13 protein-coding genes and 1 tRNA gene are annotated in these 20,708 nt (G+C 42.5%); all 14 read left to right on the top strand.

The annotated features are described in order from the left end of the window. Positions 1-189: 189 nt before the first annotated feature. The 14 genes from DABAL43B_RS12450 (at position 190) to rpoC (ending at position 20,545) form a co-directional block, all read left to right on the top strand. Positions 190-1,545: an EcsC family protein gene (locus DABAL43B_RS12450; RefSeq protein ID WP_079692688.1), complete on the top strand. Its 1,356-nt coding sequence runs from the start codon at positions 190-192 to the stop codon at positions 1,543-1,545. A 450-nt stretch (positions 1,546-1,995) separates the two neighbouring features. Further along, entirely contained in the window at positions 1,996-2,370 is a 375-nt protein-coding gene (gene rpsL / locus DABAL43B_RS12445) for a 30S ribosomal protein S12 (protein ID WP_011281154.1), read from the top strand. A 209-nt stretch (positions 2,371-2,579) separates the two neighbouring features. Next, on the top strand, positions 2,580-3,053 hold the full coding sequence (gene rpsG, locus DABAL43B_RS12440) for a 30S ribosomal protein S7 (RefSeq protein WP_011514497.1): 474 nt from the start codon (positions 2,580-2,582) through the stop codon (positions 3,051-3,053). 427 nt (positions 3,054-3,480) lie between these two features. Beyond that, positions 3,481-5,607: an elongation factor G gene (gene fusA / locus DABAL43B_RS12435; RefSeq protein WP_079692687.1), complete on the top strand. Its 2,127-nt coding sequence runs from the start codon at positions 3,481-3,483 to the stop codon at positions 5,605-5,607. Positions 5,608-5,829: 222 nt separating this feature from the next. Then, entirely contained in the window at positions 5,830-7,020 is a 1,191-nt protein-coding gene (tuf, locus tag DABAL43B_RS12430; protein ID WP_079690918.1) for an elongation factor Tu, read from the top strand. A 314-nt stretch (positions 7,021-7,334) separates the two neighbouring features. Further along, positions 7,335-7,410: transfer RNA gene (locus DABAL43B_RS12425), tRNA-Trp, on the top strand. A 51-nt stretch (positions 7,411-7,461) separates the two neighbouring features. Next, the gene (secE, locus tag DABAL43B_RS12420; protein ID WP_079692686.1) at positions 7,462-7,947 is read left to right on the top strand and encodes a preprotein translocase subunit SecE; all 486 of its coding nucleotides are present in this window, start codon (positions 7,462-7,464) and stop codon (positions 7,945-7,947) included. A gap of 85 nt (positions 7,948-8,032) precedes the next feature. Next, a complete protein-coding gene (gene nusG, locus DABAL43B_RS12415) occupies positions 8,033-8,563 on the top strand; it encodes a transcription termination/antitermination protein NusG (RefSeq protein WP_079692685.1) in 531 nt (176 codons plus the stop codon). A gap of 94 nt (positions 8,564-8,657) precedes the next feature. Further along, a complete protein-coding gene (rplK, locus tag DABAL43B_RS12410) occupies positions 8,658-9,089 on the top strand; it encodes a 50S ribosomal protein L11 (protein ID WP_079692684.1) in 432 nt (143 codons plus the stop codon). After that, positions 9,089-9,790 carry a 50S ribosomal protein L1 gene (gene rplA, locus DABAL43B_RS12405; RefSeq protein WP_079692683.1) on the top strand — a complete coding sequence of 234 codons (702 nt, stop codon included), beginning with the start codon at positions 9,089-9,091 and terminating at the stop codon, positions 9,788-9,790. The genes rplK and rplA overlap by 1 nt, the downstream gene beginning before the upstream one ends. Positions 9,791-10,251: 461 nt before the next feature. Further along, complete coding sequence (gene rplJ / locus DABAL43B_RS12400; RefSeq protein ID WP_079692682.1) at positions 10,252-10,779, top strand: 50S ribosomal protein L10; 528 nt, start codon at positions 10,252-10,254, stop codon at positions 10,777-10,779. Between the two features lie 126 nt (positions 10,780-10,905). Beyond that, positions 10,906-11,277 (top strand): 50S ribosomal protein L7/L12, encoded by a 372-nt coding sequence (gene rplL / locus DABAL43B_RS12395; RefSeq protein ID WP_011514491.1) that lies wholly within the window; start codon positions 10,906-10,908, stop codon positions 11,275-11,277. A gap of 777 nt (positions 11,278-12,054) precedes the next feature. Further along, complete coding sequence (gene rpoB / locus DABAL43B_RS12390; RefSeq protein WP_079692681.1) at positions 12,055-16,173, top strand: DNA-directed RNA polymerase subunit beta; 4,119 nt, start codon at positions 12,055-12,057, stop codon at positions 16,171-16,173. 151 nt (positions 16,174-16,324) lie between these two features. Next, positions 16,325-20,545, top strand: a complete 4,221-nt coding sequence (rpoC, locus tag DABAL43B_RS12385) for a DNA-directed RNA polymerase subunit beta' (protein ID WP_079692680.1) — start codon at positions 16,325-16,327, stop codon at positions 20,543-20,545. Positions 20,546-20,708 lie beyond the last annotated feature (163 nt).

Here is a 20,708-nt window from a genome sequence, read left to right as displayed (position 1 = left end):
CAACCCAATTAAGAGATATACTAATAAAGTGATCGAGTTATCAATAAGGGATACTTTTGGATACAAAAGGGGCGATAGCGATAACATTGTTCGCACTGACACTCATAATAATTGTTCGCTAGAATGGCACACAGATTACGACTATAAAAAACAAGCAATCATCACATTTATCACATTAAGGATATCACGATGGGAAAGCGTAGCACTTTATCTAAAGGCATCAGTACGGTTGGAACTTTTACTCGCAGTAACCTAGAACGTATGGGCGCCATGATTGATAGCGTTAATGCCAAAACTGGCAAACCGCGTCAATTTAAAGCTGTAAATCTAGGGGATGAAGATTACCAACAAGATTTATTTCGTGAGCAAACATTAAAAGCAACCCAGCAATTATTGGGCACCCGTTTCGCAACTTATGGTAAATATGCCAAAAAAGTAGTGCCAAACAGTTTGTTTGAATCGACCGTTGATGGCGCTTTTGCCCAAGTTGCAAAGCTTGCTGCCAACTGGAGCCAAATTGATTTACCTAACGAGCACCGTTTTGCTAATATCGCCAGCTTAGATGATGAAGAGCGTTACGCATTAGCGACCGCTATTGCCAATCAAAATCGTGCGTTGGCAACGATAGGTGGTTTGACAGGTCTGGCTGGGCTACCGGGTTTGCTCGCCGATACCTTGTGGCTATTGTTGGTATCACTGCGTACCGTTTATCAGCTGGGTGCGGTATACAACAAGCCACTAACAGGTAAGCAAGGCGTCAAGATGGCTTATGAGCTGCTTGCAAATGCTGACCTGAGCAAGATGCAAGAAAAACAAGCATTACTTGCAGGTATTGGTATTGGTAAAGGCTTACTTGACAATGCTCAAAGCAGTGGCTTGCACAACGAACTTAAAAACCTAGGTCTAAAAAACAAAAATGTGAATTTTTATGCTGAACAAGTCGATAGTATTGCCAGTCAAGTCGGTATTGATTTGGATAAAATTAATTTATCGTGGATACGCCGCTTCTTACCAGCCACAGCAGTGATTATTGGTATGCGCTATAACAGCCAGCTGATTGATGAAGTGATTGGCGTTGCTCAAGCAACTTTTGCACCAGAAGCCAAGCTTGCCAACCGTGCTATTACTGATGATAGAAGTAGCGAAGCTGAGGTTAATAAATCCGCGAGTAATAATGAGCAAAAAGAAGATAAAGCTCAAGATAATGCATCAAAGGACGCTGCTAAAAAAGATGCTGTGAAAGAGAGCGAGAAAGGCAGTAAAGCCAACTCTGAGCAGAAACAGTCTGACTCTAAAGAAGCCAACTCTAAAGAAGATAAGCCTAAAGAAGATAAGCCTAAAGAAGATAAGCCTAAAGAAGATAAGCCTAAAGAAGATAAGCCTAAAGAGACAAAATCAGAAAAAGCGGTTTCAGAAGAAGCTAAAAAAGACACTCAAAAAACTGGCAATGATAAAGCCGACAGTATCAAGGATGACCAGCAGGGTAGTGTAGATAAATCTTCTGCTAGCAAATCAAAAAAAGACTCTGCTAAGTCGAGCAAATAACAAGAACTTAAGGTTTGTTGATTAAAGGTTTGCTGATTGTTTTTTAGTAAACTACTATCTTATGCTTTTACTGTTTAACTTTAATATTGGCGATATTGTCTTACTTCTCTTGAATAGTAAGTCGATATCGCCATATAGCTAAAATAAACGACTTTTTTATCTCTAAATATCTTATCTAAATGATGTATACGTCTACTTTTGATACCATATTTAGTCCACTGTTTTTTGGCTTATGTCATCAAAAACAAATAAAGTGGTATAGTACTAGACTGAATACATATCTATCCGCTGCTGTAAAGTCCAACTGCTCATAAGTGGTTGAAATAGCAGCAACAAGTCTTTATAATACACTGTCCTAAAAATGGGTGTGCCAAAATCTGTCGTTAAAGTCAGATAGATGGTGCGTTTCCCTATTTTTTTGTTTTTTACCAAACGGGAGAAGGATGCCTCATGGCAACAACTAACCAATTGATTCGTAAAGGTCGCAAAACCATCAAGGAAAAGTCAAAAGTTCCTGCGTTGGAAGCGTGCCCACAGCGCCGTGGTGTATGTACTCGCGTATATACTACTACCCCTAAAAAACCTAACTCAGCCATGCGTAAAGTATGTCGTGTACGTTTGACTTCAGGCTATGAAGTATCAAGCTACATCGGCGGTGAAGGTCATAACCTACAAGAGCACAGTGTTGTTCTTATCCGTGGTGGTCGTGTAAAAGATCTACCAGGTGTACGTTATCACACCGTTCGTGGTGCACTAGATTGCGCAGGCGTTAAAGACCGTAAGCAAGGTCGCTCTAAATATGGTGCTAAGAAACCTAAAGTTTAATAACTAATCGTTATTAAATGAGTTTCTATGTATCACCCATTAACTGTGCATGGGTCTGATGTGAGTAATTTTTTGACCAAATGAGTCATTAACCCTTATCACATAGCGCCATGCAGTAAGGCTGACTGACAACTCGATATAACGCCATCCAATATTAATTGGTGCGAGATTGTGAATGTCAGACACTCCTGAAGAAAAGGATTATTATTATGCCAAGACGTCGCGTCGTTGCTACCCGTGAGATCCTACCGGATCCTAAGTTTGGTAGCCAAACTGTTGCAAAATTCATCAACCATGTCATGAGTCATGGTAAAAAATCTACTGCTGAGCGTATCGTTTACGGTGCACTTGAGACAGTAAGCCAAAAGCGTAACATCGAAGATCCAGTTTCTTTCTTTGAAGAAGTATTGGAAAATGTTCGCCCAATGGTTGAAGTAAAAGCTCGCCGCGTTGGTGGTGCAACCTACCAAGTGCCAATGGAAGTACGCCCCTCCCGTCGTACCGCCTTGGCTATGCGTTGGTTAGCTGAAGCTGCTGCAAAGCGTTCTGAAAAATCAATGGCTTTACGTTTAGCTGGCGAATTGAATGACGCTGCTGATGGTAAAGGTAATGCTATGAAGAAGCGTGACGAAGTTCACCGCATGGCAGATGCGAACAAAGCATTCTCTCATTACCGTTTCTAAGCTACTTTTATTTAAGCTGTTCTTTATCAATAACTATTTTTAATAGCAGCTTTTTTAATAATAGCTTTGGATTGCTGGTTTAGGCCAAGCAATCCTCGTATTGTTGATTTATTCTATTGATTGCCGCCATTATTAATGGGTGGTTCTATTGTTTTGATCGCAAGATACTTAAACAGTTAACCACCTTAGATGGCGGACATCTGTCAAGATGCTGTTCTGAAAGGGATGCTACTTTTCAAAGCCTGCAAAGCTTACGAAAAAGGTTTCCTGAGTTTAATGCCGCACTATTCTTAGTATTTACTCTTTTTTGTCCGTATTAGGCCCAATAATTAGTAAATAATATTACGAAGCCAAGTAGCTTTGTCATAGAGTATGAGGTAGAGACACAACACATTAATCTATACACGAATTTCCCTAGGAAAACACTATGGCTCGTATAACTCCCCTAAAACGCTATCGTAATATTGGTATCTCAGCGCATATTGATGCTGGTAAGACTACTACTACTGAGCGTGTTTTGTTCTACACCGGTGTCAGTCACAAACTTGGTGAAACGCATGATGGTGCGGCTACCATGGACTTTATGGAGCAAGAACAAGAGCGCGGTATTACCATTGCTTCTGCGGCGACAACTTGTTTTTGGTCAGGTATGGCCAAGCAGTTTGATGAACACCGTATCAACATCATTGACACCCCAGGTCACGTTGACTTCACGATTGAAGTTGAACGCTCTATGCGTGTGCTTGATGGCGCGTGCATGGTGTATTGTGCAGTAGGCGGCGTACAGCCACAGTCTGAGACCGTATGGCGTCAGGCAAATAAATATAAAGTGCCACGTCTTGCATTCGTTAATAAAATGGATCGCGTTGGTGCCGACTTCTTCCGTGTTGTCGAACAAATCAAAACTCGTCTAGGCGGCAAGGCAGTACCATTGGTTATTCCAATTGGTAAAGAAGACTACTTTGAAGGTGTTGTTGATCTTGTGACCATGAAAGCCATCTATTGGGATGAAGCCTCTCAAGGTATGGAATACGAAGAACGTGAGATTCCAGCTGAATTACAAGAACAAGCAGAAGAGTATCGCGAGTATCTGGTAGAAAATGCTGCTGAAGCCACTGAAGAGTTGATGGAAGAATATTTAGAAAATGGTGAATTGTCTGTTGAGCAGATTCATAGTGCCATTCGTCAACTAACGATTAATAATGAAATCATCCCATTACTTTGTGGTACAGCCTTTAAAAACAAAGGCGTTCAAAAAATGTTGGATGCAGTTATTCAGTATCTTCCAGCACCAATAGATGTACCTGCTATTAAAGGTATTCTTGACGACAAAGACGAAAGCGAAGGTACTCGTGAAGCTTCAGATGATGCACCGTTTGCTGCTCTAGCGTTCAAAATCATGAACGACAAGTTCGTTGGTAACTTAACCTTCGTACGTGTTTATTCAGGTGTTCTAAAGCAAGGCAGTAGCGTTTATAACCCTGTTAAAATGAAGCGTGAGCGTGTTGGCCGTATCGTGCAGATGATGGCAGATGCCCAACAAGAGCTACAAGAGATTCGTACGGGTGATATCGCAGCCTTAGTTGGCATGAAAGACGTGACTACTGGTGATACCTTATGTGATGAGCAAAATGTTATCACGCTTGAGCGTATGGAATTCCCAGATCCAGTTATCAGCCTAGCGGTTGAACCTAAGACTAAAGCTGACCAAGAAAGAATGTCAATTGCTTTAGGTCGTTTGGCGAAAGAAGATCCATCGTTCCGTGTGCATACTGACGAAGAATCTGGTCAGACTATCATCAGTGGTATGGGTGAGCTGCATTTAGAAATTCTTGTTGACCGTATGAAGCGTGAATTCAACGTAGAAGCCAACATCGGTGCGCCGCAGGTTGCTTATCGCGAAACGATTCGTGAAACTGTTGAACAAGAAGGCAAATTCGTACGTCAAACGGGTGGTCGTGGTAAGTTTGGTCACGTTTGGTTACGTCTTGAGCCTATGGATCCAGCAGGCGAAGTTTTATACGAATTCGCTGAAGAAGTTGTTGGTGGTACAGTACCAAAAGAATTCCACGGTGCGGTTGATAAAGGTATTCAAGAACGCATGAAAAATGGCGTACTTGCTGGCTATCCAATCGTTGGCGTAAAAGCAACCTTGTATGATGGTTCTTACCATGATGTTGACTCGGATGAGTTATCATTTAAAATGGCAGGTTCTATCGCTTTCCGTAAAGGCTTCATGGCTGCAAACCCAACGCTACTTGAGCCAGTAATGAAAGTAGAAGTTGAAACACCTGAAGATTATATGGGTGATATCATGGGCGATCTAAACCGTCGTCGTGGTATGGTTCAAGGCATGGAAGATTTACCTGGTGGCACCAAGCAGATTCGTGCAGAAGTACCATTAGCAGAAATGTTTGGTTATGCGACACAAATGCGCTCAATGTCACAGGGCCGTGCAACATACTCAATGGAATTCCAAAAGTACGCTGAGATTCCAAAATCAGTTGCCGCTGACATCATCTCTAAGTTCAATTCTAAAGATGGCGACGAGTAATTAATAGCCAATTAATAAAGGCAATATAGAGCCTAGCTTTGTATTGTCAGATTTATTAAGCCAATAACTTGTTAAAAGACTTGTTATTGGTCGCAAATTTCTTATAATATCTGCACATTAGTATGTGCACCCTTTTAACAATTATCTTAATGTGGTTAAAATTGCTTTAAATACTGTCTCAATATTATTTAAGCACTGACCCCAAAAAAAGAGGAAATACCCATGGCAAAGGCCAAGTTTGAACGCGTAAAACCACACGTTAACGTCGGTACCATCGGACACGTTGACCACGGTAAAACAACCCTTACCGCTGCTATCGCAACTGTAGCTGCAATCACCTCTGGTGGCGAAGCCAAAGACTACGCAGCCATTGACAGTGCACCAGAAGAAAAAGCACGTGGCATCACCATCAACACCTCACACGTAGAATATGACACGCCAACACGTCATTATGCCCACGTCGATTGCCCAGGTCACGCCGATTATGTTAAAAACATGATCACCGGTGCGGCTCAAATGGATGGTGCTATTCTAGTTGTATCAGCCACTGACGGCCCAATGCCACAAACCCGTGAGCACATCCTGCTTTCACGTCAGGTTGGCGTACCGTACATCGTCGTGTTCATGAACAAATGTGACATGGTTGATGACGAAGAATTGTTAGAGCTAGTAGAAATGGAAGTTCGTGAATTATTAAGCGACTATGACTTCCCAGGTGATGACACCCCAATCGTTAAAGGCTCAGCTACTGAAGCCCTTAAAGGTTCACAAGAAAAATACGGCCAACCAGCGGTCGTAGAACTACTAAACATCCTAGATACTTACATCCCAGAGCCAGAGCGTGACATCGACAAAGCATTCCTAATGCCAATCGAAGACGTATTCTCAATCTCAGGTCGTGGTACTGTGGTAACTGGCCGTGTTGAATCAGGTATCGTACGCGTTGGCGACGAAATCGAAATCGTCGGTATCCGTGACACGCAAAAAACCACCTGTACTGGTGTAGAGATGTTCCGTAAACTGCTTGACGAAGGTCGTGCAGGCGAAAACTGTGGCGTACTACTACGTGGTACTAAACGTGAAGACGTACAACGTGGCCAAGTACTTGCTAAACCAGGTTCTATCACCCCGCACACTAAGTTTGACGCTGAAGTATATGTATTGTCAAAAGAAGAGGGTGGTCGTCACACACCATTCCTAAACGGCTATCGTCCACAGTTCTACTTCCGTACCACTGACGTAACTGGCGCAATCCAATTACAAGACGGTACTGAAATGGTAATGCCTGGTGATAACGTTGAGATGGGCGTAGAGCTTATCCACCCAATCGCTATGGACAAAGGTCTTCGCTTCGCTATTCGTGAAGGCGGCCGTACGGTAGGCGCTGGTGTTGTTGCTACTGTATTGAACTAAGATTTAAAACATCAGAGCAATCTGATGCTTAGTTTATGTTAAGTAGTTAGTTAAAAGCCGCTCTCTTTATTGAGAGCGGCTTTTTTGTGGCTAAAGCGTTAAATGAATTAATTTATGGTCTAAACAGTTAAACAGTTAAACAGCTAAACAGTTGCAACGAAAACGGCTATTGATTGTAGAATTATTTCTGAGATCCCTGATATTCCTGATATTTATGGCTAAAAAAATCATTCATTGAATTAATCGGATAAAATATCGTCTTAAAACTTGCATTATCATCAAAACCTTGTATAATTATCAGCCTTAACACCCCTAGGCGATTGGCTCAATTGGTAGAGCATCGGTCTCCAAAACCGAGGGTTGTAGGTTCGAGTCCTACATCGCCTGCCATCTTCTTATCACATCTTTGTCATACCCCATCATCTCCGAAGTGAGTTCTTTATGAGCAATAATCAAGATAACCTCGAGAATAAGTTATCTGATGCCAAGGCAATTGCTGGTGGAATGCTGTCTAAAGATAAGCACATCTCAGCGGTTAACACCTCTGCTGTTGAAGTTGCTAAGACGGGCTCAATAAAAGATGTGATCTTGTGGCTACTTGCCGCAGCCGTTTTAATTGGTGCAACCTTAGTCAATCAATATCTACCCGGCTATTGGCAACCTGCCAATGATCTTTGGGTACGTATTGGTATTATCGTTGCGCTTTTTGTATTTGCACTGCTATGTCTGGCATTGACTAATCAAGGCCGTGCCTTTAAAACTTTATTGAAAGACGCTGCTGTAGAACTACGCCGCGTTACATGGCCAGGCAAAGACGAAACCTTTCAATACACCTGGCAAACGATTGTCATGATTGCGATTGTTGGTTTTATAGTTTGGTTGTTGGATAACTTTTTTACTTGGTTCGTTGGCATATTTATTGGTTAATGACGCGTATTAGCGAGCGTTAATCCAAAATTTACGGCTAACGACTTAACTTTAATGACTTACTTATAACGATTAGGAGCGTGATATGCGTTGGTATATTGTCCAAGCGTTTTCAGGATATGAAAAACAAGTACAGCGTTCATTAACTGATCGTATTAACCGTAGTGAATTCGCTGAATCATTCGGTGATGTATTGGTTCCTACTGAAGAAGTCGTCGAAATGAAAGACGGCAAAAAACGTAAAAGTGAGCGTAAGTTCTTTCCGGGATATGTTTTAATCCAGATGGAAATGAACGATAATACTTGGCACATCGTTAAAGACTGCCCACGTATTATGGGCTTTATCGGTGGTACACCCGAAACGCCAGCACCGATTACGCAAGTAGAAGCCGATCGCATTTTAAATCGTCTTAATCAAACTGAAACTGACCCACGTCCTAAAACGCTATTTGAGCCGGGCGAAGAGTTGTTGGTTATCGATGGTCCATTTACTGACTTTAAAGGGTTGGTTGAAAAAGTGGATTATGAGAAATCTAAGCTACATTTAACCGTTAACGTATTTAATCGACCGACTCAGGTTGAGCTTGAGTTTAGTAAAGTTGAAAAACTAGACTAAACCCGCAAAAAAATCATCAACCGGGGAGCTGTTAGTCAATTACGTATACATATACAATGTTGATTTGGCGCTATCACCCATTTAGGAGAAAATCATGGCTAAGAAGATTGATGGTTACATCAAACTACAAGTCCCTGCAGGCAAAGCAAATCCTTCACCACCGATTGGTCCAGCATTGGGTCAAAAAGGCGTGAACATCATGGCGTTCTGTAAAGAATTTAACGCTGCGACCTCAAATCAAGAGCCGGGTCTACCGATTCCTACTGAGATCACTGTATACAGCGATAAGTCATTTACCTTCATCATGAAGTCACCACCAGCTGCGTATCTATTACGTAAGGCTGCAGGTGTTGCTAAAGGTTCTGGTACACCAAATACCGCTAAAGTCGGTAAAGTTGATCGTGCGCAATTAGAAGAGATCGTTAAGACTAAAGATGCAGATTTAACTGCTGCTGGTCTTGATGCTGCTGTCCGTACCATCGCTGGTACCGCTCGTTCAATGGGTATTACCGTGGAGGGTGTATAATGTCTAAGCTAACCAAACGTCAAAAAGAAATCAATAGCCGTATTGAGCACGAAAAACAATACACTATCGAAGAAGCGGTTCAAATCCTAAATGATTTGCCACCTCTAAAATTCAAAGAGTCTATTGATATCGCAGTAAACTTGGGCGTTGACCCACGTAAATCTGATCAAGTAGTTCGTGGCGCTACCAATCTACCTGCTGGTACTGGTAAAACCAAACGCGTTGCTGTATTCGCTCAAGGCGCTGCTGCTGAAGCCGCTAAAGAAGCGGGTGCTGACATCGTTGGTTTTGAAGACCTAGCAGAATCAATCAAAGCCGGTAACATGGACTTTGATATCGTTATTGCTGCTCCTGATGCAATGCGTGTTGTTGGTCAACTAGGTACTATCCTAGGCCCACGTGGTTTAATGCCTAACCCTAAAGTCGGTACAGTTACGCCTAACGTTGCTGAAGCGGTTACTAACGCTAAAGCCGGTCAAGCACAGTACCGTGTAGACAAAGCTGGTATTATCCACACGACTATCGGTCAAATTGGTTTTACTGCTGAGCAAGTAATACAGAATGCTGAAGCACTGATTGCAGATTTAAGACGTGCTAAGCCTGCTACTTCTAAAGGTATTTTCATCAAGAAAATCACTTTGTCTAGCACAATGGGTCCTGGTCTAAGTATTGATCCAGTTCCATATCGCACAGCGAAATAATACGTACTTAATATTCAAATATTTTGAATAAAGGTACAAACTATTTGTAAAAATTAGGTCAGCGTAGCAAACGCTATGCTGTCTAAGACCGTAGGTAGAGAGCAGTTTAGCGAAATTAAGTATGACTCTTTTGAGTTGTTATTAATAAAAATAAGCTGCTTTTGTTAATCGATGACAGATGAAAATCTTAATTGTCCTACGCAGACGGTGACCCACCCAGTTGTTGATAAGAGCCGATAGAGTAGTACTTTTATTATTAATTAATATAAGCGCTAGGCTATCACTTGATGTCATTCTGATAACGGTGCCGTAATCAGTCGTTATTGGCGGGCGCTAGATTTTTTAGTAATTGCTAATAACGTATCGTATCAAGTCAGTCTAAGCGAGTTGTTTGATTGTTGAAAACTTAGGTTTGAATGATTAAATACTCAGCTGATTGATAAGATTAAAGGAGTCAACTTATGGCATTAACGCTAGAGCAAAAACAACAAGTTGTGGCTGAAGTGTCTGAAGTTGCTGCTAATGCTTACTCAGCAGTAGCTGCCGAATATCATGGTATTGGTGTTGCAAAGCTTACTAAGCTGCGCGAACAAGCCCGTGAAAAAGGCGTCGTTTTGAAAGTGGTAAAAAATACCCTAGCAAAACGTGCGTTTGAAGGCACTAAGTTTGAGAGCATGTCAGACCGTATGACTGGTCCATTACTTTTGGCTTTCTCTATGGAAGATTTGGGATCTGCAGCTCGAGTCATTTATGACTTCAGCCAAGATCACAAAGCTTTAGAGACCAAATTGGTATCAGTTGGTGGTGTTGTTTATGGTCCAGAAGAGCTAGAGCGCGTATCGAAGCTACCAACTCGCGACGAAGCAATCTCTATCTTGATGGCTACTATGAATGCACCAGTGACCAAGCTTGTCCAGACTATGAACGCTGTTCCTAGTAAGCTTGTTCGCACGGTAGCAGCAATCAAAGACGCAAAAGAAGCGGCATAATTGCTTGTTTTAACGTAACTTTGACATCGCCGATTGCACTTTATTGTCATAACTATTTGAAAACTTGGCAAGCAATCGAAGCGATATTAAAATCAATTAATTTTTATCAGATAACGGAGAGTTCTCATGGCACTATCTAAAGATGATGTGTTAAACGCAATCGCTGAAATGTCAGTAATGGATATCGTTGAATTAATCAGCGCTATGGAAGAAAAATTCGGCGTAACAGCTGCTGTTGCTGCTGCACCTGCTGCTGCTGGTCCTGCTGCTGCTGCTGCTGAAGAAAAAGACGAGTTTGACGTAGTTCTTGCCAGCTTTGGCGAGAAGAAAGTTGGCGTAATTAAAGCCGTACGTGAAGCTACTGGTCTTGGCCTGAAAGAAGCGAAAGATTTGGTTGAAAGCGCTCCAGCTCCAATCAAAGAAGGCGTTAACAAAGCTGAAGCTGAAGAGTTGAAAAAGAAACTTGAAGAAGCTGGTGCAACTGTTGAACTAAAATAAGCCTCGCTTATCTTAGTGTTGTACAAAAAAAGCTGGTAATGCCTTGCATTGCCAGCTTTTTTTTATTATAATTCGTAGCTTGACCTTTTGTGTCTGCCAACAGTCGTAAGCAACAACACGGTGGATACCCATCAAAAGGACAGACGATAGCTATGCAAATAAACACAGTGCAAGCACACATACCAGTTTTTGAAATCAGTTAATATCAGCTAAACGTCCATAGATGTTTGGCATTTTTTTGTGTCTGCATGCTTTCCCAATAACACTATAGTTTATACTGGTTCTAAAAGTTATAGTTACCCCAATTGTTATTAATTCTGAAAAGCTATTGAACTTAGGTTATCCATTTAGCATGATTTTACTGTCAATAGATAGGTTTTTAGACGGTAGATATGAGTGACGATATTGGTTTTGATAGCAAGTAGTTTAGGATAACCCCGATTGAAGTTATTTCTTCTCAAGAATATTGGTAAGTTTTGCCTTCTAGGCAATCTATTATAGATTGTATGATATTGAAATTGTTGGTCTGAGTCATCATATAGAGTGGCTTAGATATCGATTATTAGATGTAAGTTATAAGATTAAATAAAGTGTTGTAGTGAAGCACGTACCAATGTATCACTTGTACCGATGGATAAATAGTCACTAGCTGAGCATTAAGACCCGTTTTATATTATCGTTTACGTCGCCAGTTTTGCACAATATTAATATTAAATAGTATTGATGCACGCTGGCCACGCTTTTAATTTGTTTCCACGTTTACTGTAAGGACTCTCGATGGCATATTCTTATACTGAAAAAAAGCGTATTCGCAAAAGTTTTGCTGAATTGCCCACTGTGATGGACATTCCCTATTTACTGTCTATTCAAGTAGATTCTTATGAGCAATTTTTGCAAGAGCACAAAAAGCCAAAAGCTCGTGAGAATACTGGTTTGCAAGCTGCGTATTCCTCTATTTTCCCAATTGAGAGTCACTCTGGTAACGCAGAGCTACAATTCGTTGAATACTATTTAGGTACGCCTGAGTTTGATGAGCGTGAATGTATTTTACGTGGCTCAACCTTTGCTGCGCCTATGCGTGTCAAAATTCGCTTAATTATCAAAGATAAAGACAGCAAAGATAAAGACAGCAAAGCAGCCATTAAAGATATCCGTGAGCAAAGCGTTTACATGGGCGAGATGCCATTGATGACCGCTAACGGTACCTTTATTATTAATGGTACTGAGCGTGTTATCGTGTCGCAATTACATCGCTCACCGGGTGTGTTCTTTGACCACGATAAAGGCAAGTCGCATTCAAGTGGTAAAGTGCTTTATAACGCCCGTATTATTCCTTACCGTGGTTCATGGCTTGACTTTGAATTCGATGCTAAAGACTTAGTTTTTGCTCGTATTGACCGTCGTCGTAAATTACTCGCGTCAATTATCCTCCGCGCTTTAGGCTTAAGCACTTCTGAGATCTTAGATTTATTCTTTGATAAAGTGAAAGTTTATAAAGGCGAAGAGCAATTCGAGATTGATCTGGTTGCGGATCGCTTACGTGGCGAGATGGCACAGTTCGATATCGTTACACCTGCAGGTGACGTGGTTGTTGAGCAGGGCAAACGTATTAATGCCCGCCGTATCCGCCAGCTTGAAGAAGCGGGTATGACGAAAATCTCGATTCCTGATGAATACTTATATGAGCGTATTTTAGCCGAAGACATCATCGTTAATGATGAAGTAATCGCTAAAGCAAACACCCTTATTGACCATGAATTATTGGTTAAATTGAGCGCGTTTGAAGCCAGTGAATCTATCAAAGAGTTCAGTATCTTATTCACTAACGATATCGATCAAGGCAGTTATATTGCCGATACGTTACGCGCTGATAGCACTTCAAGCCGCGAAGAAGCGTTGGTTGAGATTTATAAAGTCATGCGCCCAGGTGAGCCGCCAACGGTTGAAACTGCTGAGAAGTTGTTTGATAGCATGTTCTTCAACGCCGATCGTTATGACTTATCAAATGTCGGTCGTATGAAGTTTAACCGTCGTTTAGGTCTTGATTTTGTAGATACTGATGACGCTGACATTCAGCGTGAACGCAGTGTTCTAACCAATGCTGATATCGTCAATGTATTAAAAGAGCTGATTGAGATTCGTAACGGCCGCGGTGAAGTAGATGATATTGACCACTTAGGTAACCGCCGTATTCGTTCAGTGGGCGAAATGGCAGAAAACCAATTCCGTGTTGGTCTAGTGCGTGTTGAGCGTGCGGTCAAAGAGCGTTTAAGCTCAGCTGAATCTGATAACTTATCACCACAAGATTTGATTAACTCTAAGCCAGTTGCGGCTGCGGTTAAAGAGTTCTTTGGTTCAAGTCAGTTGTCACAGTTTATGGATCAGAACAATCCATTGTCTGAAGTGACGCATAAACGCCGTGTGTCAGCATTAGGACCCGGTGGTTTGACTCGTGAACGTGCTGGTTTTGAAGTACGTGACGTCCATGACACCCATTATGGTCGCGTATGTCCGATTGAGACTCCTGAAGGTCCAAACATTGGTTTGATTAACTCACTAGCGACGTTTGCTAAGACCAATAGCTTTGGCTTCTTAGAAACACCTTATCGCCGTGTAGTTGATGGTAAAGTTACGGATATTATTGAGTATCTGTCAGCGATTGAAGAAGTAGGTACAGTCATTGCACAGGCTGATTCACCAGTGACCGCTGATGGCGCGTTGTCTGATGAGATGGTCAGTGTTCGTAGCTATGGTGAATTTGTCCGTATGCCACCAGAAAAAGTGACGCATATGGATGTGTCGCCAAGTCAGGTAGTATCGGTCGCAGCAGGCTTAATTCCATTCCTAGAGCATGATGATGCTAACCGTGCCTTGATGGGTTCGAACATGCAACGTCAGGCAGTTCCTACGCTACGTGCTGATAAGCCGTTAGTAGGCACAGGTATGGAACGTCACGTTGCGCGTGACTCAGGTGTTTGTGTGATCGCTAAGCGTGGCGGTGTGATCGAAGACGTTGATGCGTCGCGTATCGTGGTTCGTGTGAACGAAGAAGAGATGATTGCTGGTGAAGCCGGTATTGATATCTATAACTTAGTTAAATACACCCGTTCGAACCAAAACACTTGTATCAACCAACGTATTATTGTTAACCAAGGTGATGCTATTGCTTTAGGTGATATCTTGGCTGATGGTCCGTCAACGGATCTTGGTGAGCTTGCATTGGGCCAGAACATCCGCATCGCATTTATGCCGTGGAATGGTTACAATTTCGAAGATTCAATCTTGTTATCTGAAAAAGTAGTGAAAGAAGATCGTTTCACCACCATTCATATTCAAGAGTTGACTTGTGTAGCGCGTGATACCAAGCTAGGTACAGAAGAGATCACTGCTGATATTCCAAACGTTGGCGAAGCTGCATTATCAAGTCTTGATGAAGCCGGTATCGTTTATATCGGTGCTGAAGTCGATGCGGGTGATATCTTAGTTGGTAAAGTCACGCCTAAAGGTGAGACACAACTAACGCCAGAAGAGAAATTACTGCGGGCTATCTTTGGTGAAAAAGCGGCTGATGTGAAAGACACGTCTTTACGTGTACCAACATCAAGCAAGGGTACGGTTATTGACGTACAAGTCTTTACCCGTGACGGCGTTGAAAAAGATGCGCGCGCACGTGCTATTGAAAAGTCACAACTTGACAGCTATCGTAAAGATTTAAAAGAAGAGCTACGTATTTTTGAAGCAGCAGCCCGTGGCCGTATTGGTAATCTATTAGATGGCCAAAAAGTCAGTGGTGGTTCTGGTCTAAAAGCCGGTACAGTCATGGCGTTGGCTGATATGAAAGATATGAGCCTTGAAACTTTACTTGATATCCAGCCAGTTGAAGAAGAAATCTCTGAGCGTTTGACGCAAATTGCAGAGTACTTAGTCGATAAGCAAAAAGACATCGATGTGAAATTTGCTGAGAAAAAACGTAAACTGACTGCAGGCGACGACTTGCAACATGGCGTGCAAAAAATCGTTAAGGTTTATCTAGCGGTTAAGCGTCGTATCCAGCCTGGTGATAAAATGGCTGGTCGTCATGGTAACAAAGGGGTTGTCTCGCGCATTATGCCAGTTGAAGACATGCCTTATGATGAGCATGGCAATACCGTCGACATCGTATTGAACCCGCTTGGTGTACCATCACGTATGAACATCGGTCAGGTATTGGAGACGCATTTAGGTATGGCGGCGAAAGGCTTGGGCGAGAAGATTGATGGTATGCTCAAAGCCCAAGCTGCGATAAAAGATTTGCGTGATTTCCTAGACCAAATCTATAACAAAGTTGGCGGCGAGCAGGTCGATCTTGATAGCTTAACCGATGATGACATCATGGCGCTAGCGGATAACTTACGTGATGGCGTACCGATGGGTACGGCAGTATTTGATGGTGCACATGAGCATCAAGTCAAAGACTTACTTGAGCTTGCGGGTATGGCGCGTGATGGTCAGCAGACGTTATATGATGGTCGTACTGGTCAGAAGTTTGATCGTAAAGTCACGGTCGGCTACATGTATATGCTTAAACTTAACCATTTGGTTGATGACAAAATGCATGCACGTTCGACTGGTTCATACTCGCTAGTAACGCAGCAGCCATTGGGCGGTAAAGCTCAGTTTGGTGGTCAGCGCTTTGGTGAGATGGAAGTCTGGGCACTAGAAGCTTACGGCGCAACATATACGCTGCAAGAGATGTTGACAGTGAAGTCGGATGACGTTGAAGGTCGTACGCGTATGTACAAAAACATCGTCGATGGTGAGCAATATATGGATCCAGGTATGCCTGAATCGTTTAACGTATTGACCAAAGAAATCAAATCACTGGGTATCAATATTGAGTTAAAACAAAGCAACTAAATCCGTTGTTTAACTTAGTTGTCAACTAAAGGCAGTATGCTCATTGCTGCTGCTTTTAGTGATTTGTCTCAACCCTATTCATTGCCTTCATTCATCTTAACCGCGCTCATAATACGCTGTCAGATGATTATAAAGATAACGGAGAAGCAACTTGAAAGATTTACTCGATATCATGCAAAGCCCTACCGGCAACGGTAATCAAGAGTTTGATAGCATTCAAATTACCTTAGCATCGCCTGACGTTATTAAGTCATGGTCGCATGGTGAAGTTAAAAAACCTGAAACGATTAACTATCGTACTTTTAAACCTGAGCGTGACGGTCTTTTTTGTGCCAAAATTTTTGGTCCAGTAAAAGATTTTGAATGTTTATGTGGTAAATACAAACGCCGTAAATTCCAAGGCGTTATCTGTGAAAAATGTGGCGTTGAAGTTACCACGGCTAAAGTTCGTCGCGATCGCATGGGTCATATTGACCTAGCGAGTCCTGTTGCGCATATTTGGTTCTTAAAATCATTACCAAGCCGCATCGGTCTATTGCTAGACATGACGCTTCGTGATATCGAACGCGTCCTATATTTTGAAAGCTATATCGTTACTGAGCCTGGTCTTACTTCTTTAGAAAAGTATCAATTGCTTGATGATGAAGATTACTATAAAGCCCTTGAAGAATTTGGTGATGAGTTCGTTGCCAAGATGGGTGCAGAAGCGATTCAAGACCTATTAAAAGATATCGATTTAGATATTGAGATTGATGAGCTACGTGAAGCGATTCCACAAACAGGCTCTGAGACTAAGCTTAAAAAGATGTCTAAGCGTCTTAAGTTATTAGAAGCTTTCCGTGATTCGCATAACAAGCCTGAATGGATGGTTATGACCATCTTGCCAGTACTACCACCAGATTTGCGCCCATTAGTGCCGCTAGAAGGTGGTCGTTTTGCGACATCAGATCTAAACGATTTATATCGTCGCGTGATTAACCGTAACAATCGTTTAAAGCGTCTGCTTGAGCTGAGTGCGCCTGATATTATTGTACGTAACGAAAAACGTATGTTGCAAGAGTCAGTTGATGCCTTGTTAGATAACGGTCGTCGCGGTCGTGCGATTACGGGTAGTAATAAGCGTCCATTGAAATCTTTGGCTGATATGATCAAAGGTAAGCAAGGTCGTTTCCGTCAAAACTTACTTGGTAAGCGTGTTGACTATTCTGGTCGTTCGGTCATCGTTGTTGGCCCAACCCTACGTCTGCATCAGTGCGGTTTACCGAAGAAAATGGCACTTGAGTTATTCAAGCCATTTACTTATAACAAATTATTATCTCATGGTTTGGCAACGACGATTAAAGCTGCCAAAAAGATGGTAGAGCGTGAAGAGCCGCAAGTTTGGGATATGCTGGCCATGGTTATCCGTGAGCATCCAGTACTACTTAACCGTGCACCAACGCTTCACCGTTTGGGTCTACAAGCATTTGAGCCAGTATTGATTGAAGGTAAAGCAATCCAGTTGCATCCACTGGTTTGTACTGCATTCAACGCTGACTTTGATGGTGACCAAATGGCGGTCCACGTGCCATTGACCCTAGAAGCTCAGCTTGAATCACGCGCACTAATGATGTCTACCAACAATATCTTGTCCCCTGCGAACGGTGAGCCAATCATCGTACCATCACAAGATGTGGTCTTGGGCTTGTATTACATCAGCCGTTCATCGGTCAACGCCAAAGGCGAAGGCATGATTTTTGCCACCGTTAATGAAGCATTGCGTGCGATTGGCTCAAACGATTTGCATGTGAACGCTAAGATTAAAGTCCGGGTTACTGAAACGCATATCGATGACGATGGTAATGAGACTAAAGAAATCAAGTTACAAGACACCGTAGCTGGTCGCTTACTGATTTGGAACATCATGCCTAAAGGTATGTCGTTTGATGAATGTAACGAAGAGATGACGAAGAAAAATATCTCTAAATTGATCAACTCTTGCTACCGTAAAGTAGGGGTCAAAGAAAGTGTTATGTTTGCTGACCAATTGATGTATCTTGGTTTTGCTCAAGCAACACTATCTGGCGTGTCTATTGGTATTGATGACATGGTCATCCCACCACTGAAAAAGCAAATCATTGAAGTGGCTGAAGCTGAAGTTCGCGAAATTGAAGACCAATTTGAGCAAGGCTTCGTAACGGCTGGTGAACGTTATAATAAAGTGGTTGATATCTGGTCACGTACCAATGACAAAGTCGCTAAAGCGATGATGGATAACTTGGCTACAGATAAAGTAATCAATGCGCAAGGTGAGGAAGAAGAGCAGAAGTCATTTAACTCTATCTTTATCATGTCAGATTCTGGTGCTCGTGGTAGTGCGGCACAGATTCGTCAGTTGGCGGGTATGCGTGGTTTGATGGCTAAACCGGATGGTTCAATTATCGAAACACCAATTAAAGCCAACTTCCGTGAAGGTTTGACCGTACTACAGTACTTTATCTCAACTCACGGTGCGCGTAAAGGTCTAGCTGATACGGCATTGAAAACGGCTAACTCAGGTTACTTGACTCGTCGTTTGGTTGACGTGGCACAAGATTTGGTTATTACTAGCAAAGATTGTGGTACTGAGCAAGGCTTGCTCATGAAACCACATATCCAAGGTGGTGAAATCATTGAGAAGCTAGGCGAATTAGTGCTTGGTCGTGTGACGGCACGTGACGTATCTTATAACGATGACGAATCAAAAATTCTGATTCCAGCTGGTACCTTAATCGATGAGCATTGGGTTAACGTCCTTGATAACAATGCAATTGATGATATCTGGGTACGTTCGGTCATTACTTGTGATATCGAACATGGTGTTTGTGCACAGTGCTATGGTCGTGACCTTGCTCGTGGTCATCAAGTCAATATCGGCGAGTCAGTCGGTGTGATGGCAGCGCAGTCTATCGGTGAGCCGGGTACTCAGTTAACGATGCGTACTTTCCACGTGGGCGGGGCCGCAAGCTCAGCATCTGTAGACAATAGCATCTCTGTACGTAGTGCTGGTCAAGCGCATTTCGAAAACATGAAAACCGTTCAACATACCGATGGTCACTTGGTTATCGTATCGCGTTCAGCTGAAATTGCATTGACTGATGAGCTTGGCCGTGAGCGTGAGCGCTATAAAGTACCTTATGGTTCAAGCGTACTCGTGAAAAACGAAGATCAGGTTGAAGGTGGTCAAACCATCGCTAAATGGGATCCGCACACGCATCCTATTATCACAGAATTCGCCGGTACAGCACGCTTTAGTGACATTACTGATGGCTTAACTGCGACTGTGAAGGTTGATGATGCGACTGGTATGAGCTCATTTGAGATTCTAGCCACTCGTGACCGTTCAAGCTCAGCAAAAGACTTACGTCCTGCGATTATCTTGAACACGGACGAAGGTAAAGAAGTGGTTTACTTCTTACCAGCTGAAACCATTATTCGCGTGAGCGATGGTGAAAAAGTAGCAGCAGGTTCGATCTTAGGCCGTGTACCACAAGCATCATCAGGTACTAAAGATATTACCGGTGGTCTACCACGCGTTGCTGATTTATTCGAAGCACGTCGTCCAAAAGATCACGCTATCATGGCTGAGATGACTGGTGTCGTGAGCTTCGGTAAAGAGACCAAAGGCAAAAATCGCTTTATCATTACCAATGAAGATGGCGAGATTCATGAAGAGCTGATCCCGAAATGGCGTCAAATCAACGTCTTTGAAAACGAGACGGTTGCACGTGGTGAAGTTATCGCTGATGGTCCACAAAACCCGCACGATATCTTACGTCTAAAAGGACAAACCGCGCTTGCTGACTATATCGTCAACGAAGTACAGGATGTATATCGCTTGCAGGGTGTAAAAATCAACGACAAACACATCGAAGTCATTATTCGTCAGATGTTGCGTAAAGTTGAAATTACCGACGGCGGCGATTCAAGCCACTTCAAAGGCGATCAGGTAGAGTATGCTGATATTAAAGCGTTGAATGCGAAGCTGGTTGCGGAAGATAAATTCCCAGTACAGTATGAGCGTCAATTACTTGGTATCACCAAAGCAAGCCTTGCAACTGAAAGCTTTATCTCAGCGGCTTCTTTCCAAGAGACCACACGTGTCCTAACGGCTGCTGCGGTTACTGGTAAAGTCGATGAGCTACGTGGTCTGAAAGAAAACGTAGTGGTTGGTCGCTTGATTCCTGCTGGTACTGGTCTTGCTTATCATAAAGCCCGTAAAGAAAAAGCGGAGCAAAAACTGCATGATAAAGATTTGAATGCAGCGTTTGATATGACAGCCAGTACAGATAGCAAAGATTTTGCTAGCTTCGATGAAGCGTTTGCTCAAGAGCTTAATCAAGGTAATCATTAATTGAAATAACGTTCAATTGTTTTTATAAATAAAAAAGCCAGCCATGTTGCTGGCTTTTTTGCGCCTTTAAGAAAGTGAAGAATCACGGGTTATTTTCTTAGGAAGTTACTTAAGAAAATAGTACACTGCAATAAAGTAGCTTTATAAAACAGTCATGGCTGTT

It is taken from the genome of Psychrobacter sp. DAB_AL43B (assembly GCF_900168255.1).
GTDB lineage: Bacteria > Pseudomonadota > Gammaproteobacteria > Pseudomonadales > Moraxellaceae > Psychrobacter.
The sequence above is the reverse complement of the archived record's forward strand: the minus strand, read 5'-3'. Positions and strand labels throughout refer to the sequence as shown.

Excerpts from the sequence above, each read along its gene's own strand:
- rplA (WP_079692683.1), top strand. The coding sequence starts at position 9,089 with ATGTCTAAGCTAACCAAACGTCAAAAAGAAATCAATAGCCGTATTGAG.
- rplK (WP_079692684.1), top strand. The coding sequence starts at position 8,658 with ATGGCTAAGAAGATTGATGGTTACATCAAACTACAAGTCCCTGCAGGC.
- rplJ (WP_079692682.1), top strand. The coding sequence starts at position 10,252 with ATGGCATTAACGCTAGAGCAAAAACAACAAGTTGTGGCTGAAGTGTCT.
- fusA (WP_079692687.1), top strand. The coding sequence starts at position 3,481 with ATGGCTCGTATAACTCCCCTAAAACGCTATCGTAATATTGGTATCTCA.
- tuf (WP_079690918.1), top strand. The coding sequence starts at position 5,830 with ATGGCAAAGGCCAAGTTTGAACGCGTAAAACCACACGTTAACGTCGGT.
- DABAL43B_RS12450 (WP_079692688.1), top strand. The coding sequence starts at position 190 with ATGGGAAAGCGTAGCACTTTATCTAAAGGCATCAGTACGGTTGGAACT.
- rplL (WP_011514491.1), top strand. The coding sequence starts at position 10,906 with ATGGCACTATCTAAAGATGATGTGTTAAACGCAATCGCTGAAATGTCA.
- rpsL (WP_011281154.1), top strand. The coding sequence starts at position 1,996 with ATGGCAACAACTAACCAATTGATTCGTAAAGGTCGCAAAACCATCAAG.
- secE (WP_079692686.1), top strand. The coding sequence starts at position 7,462 with ATGAGCAATAATCAAGATAACCTCGAGAATAAGTTATCTGATGCCAAG.
- nusG (WP_079692685.1), top strand. The coding sequence starts at position 8,033 with ATGCGTTGGTATATTGTCCAAGCGTTTTCAGGATATGAAAAACAAGTA.
- rpoB (WP_079692681.1), top strand. The coding sequence starts at position 12,055 with ATGGCATATTCTTATACTGAAAAAAAGCGTATTCGCAAAAGTTTTGCT.
- rpsG (WP_011514497.1), top strand. The coding sequence starts at position 2,580 with ATGCCAAGACGTCGCGTCGTTGCTACCCGTGAGATCCTACCGGATCCT.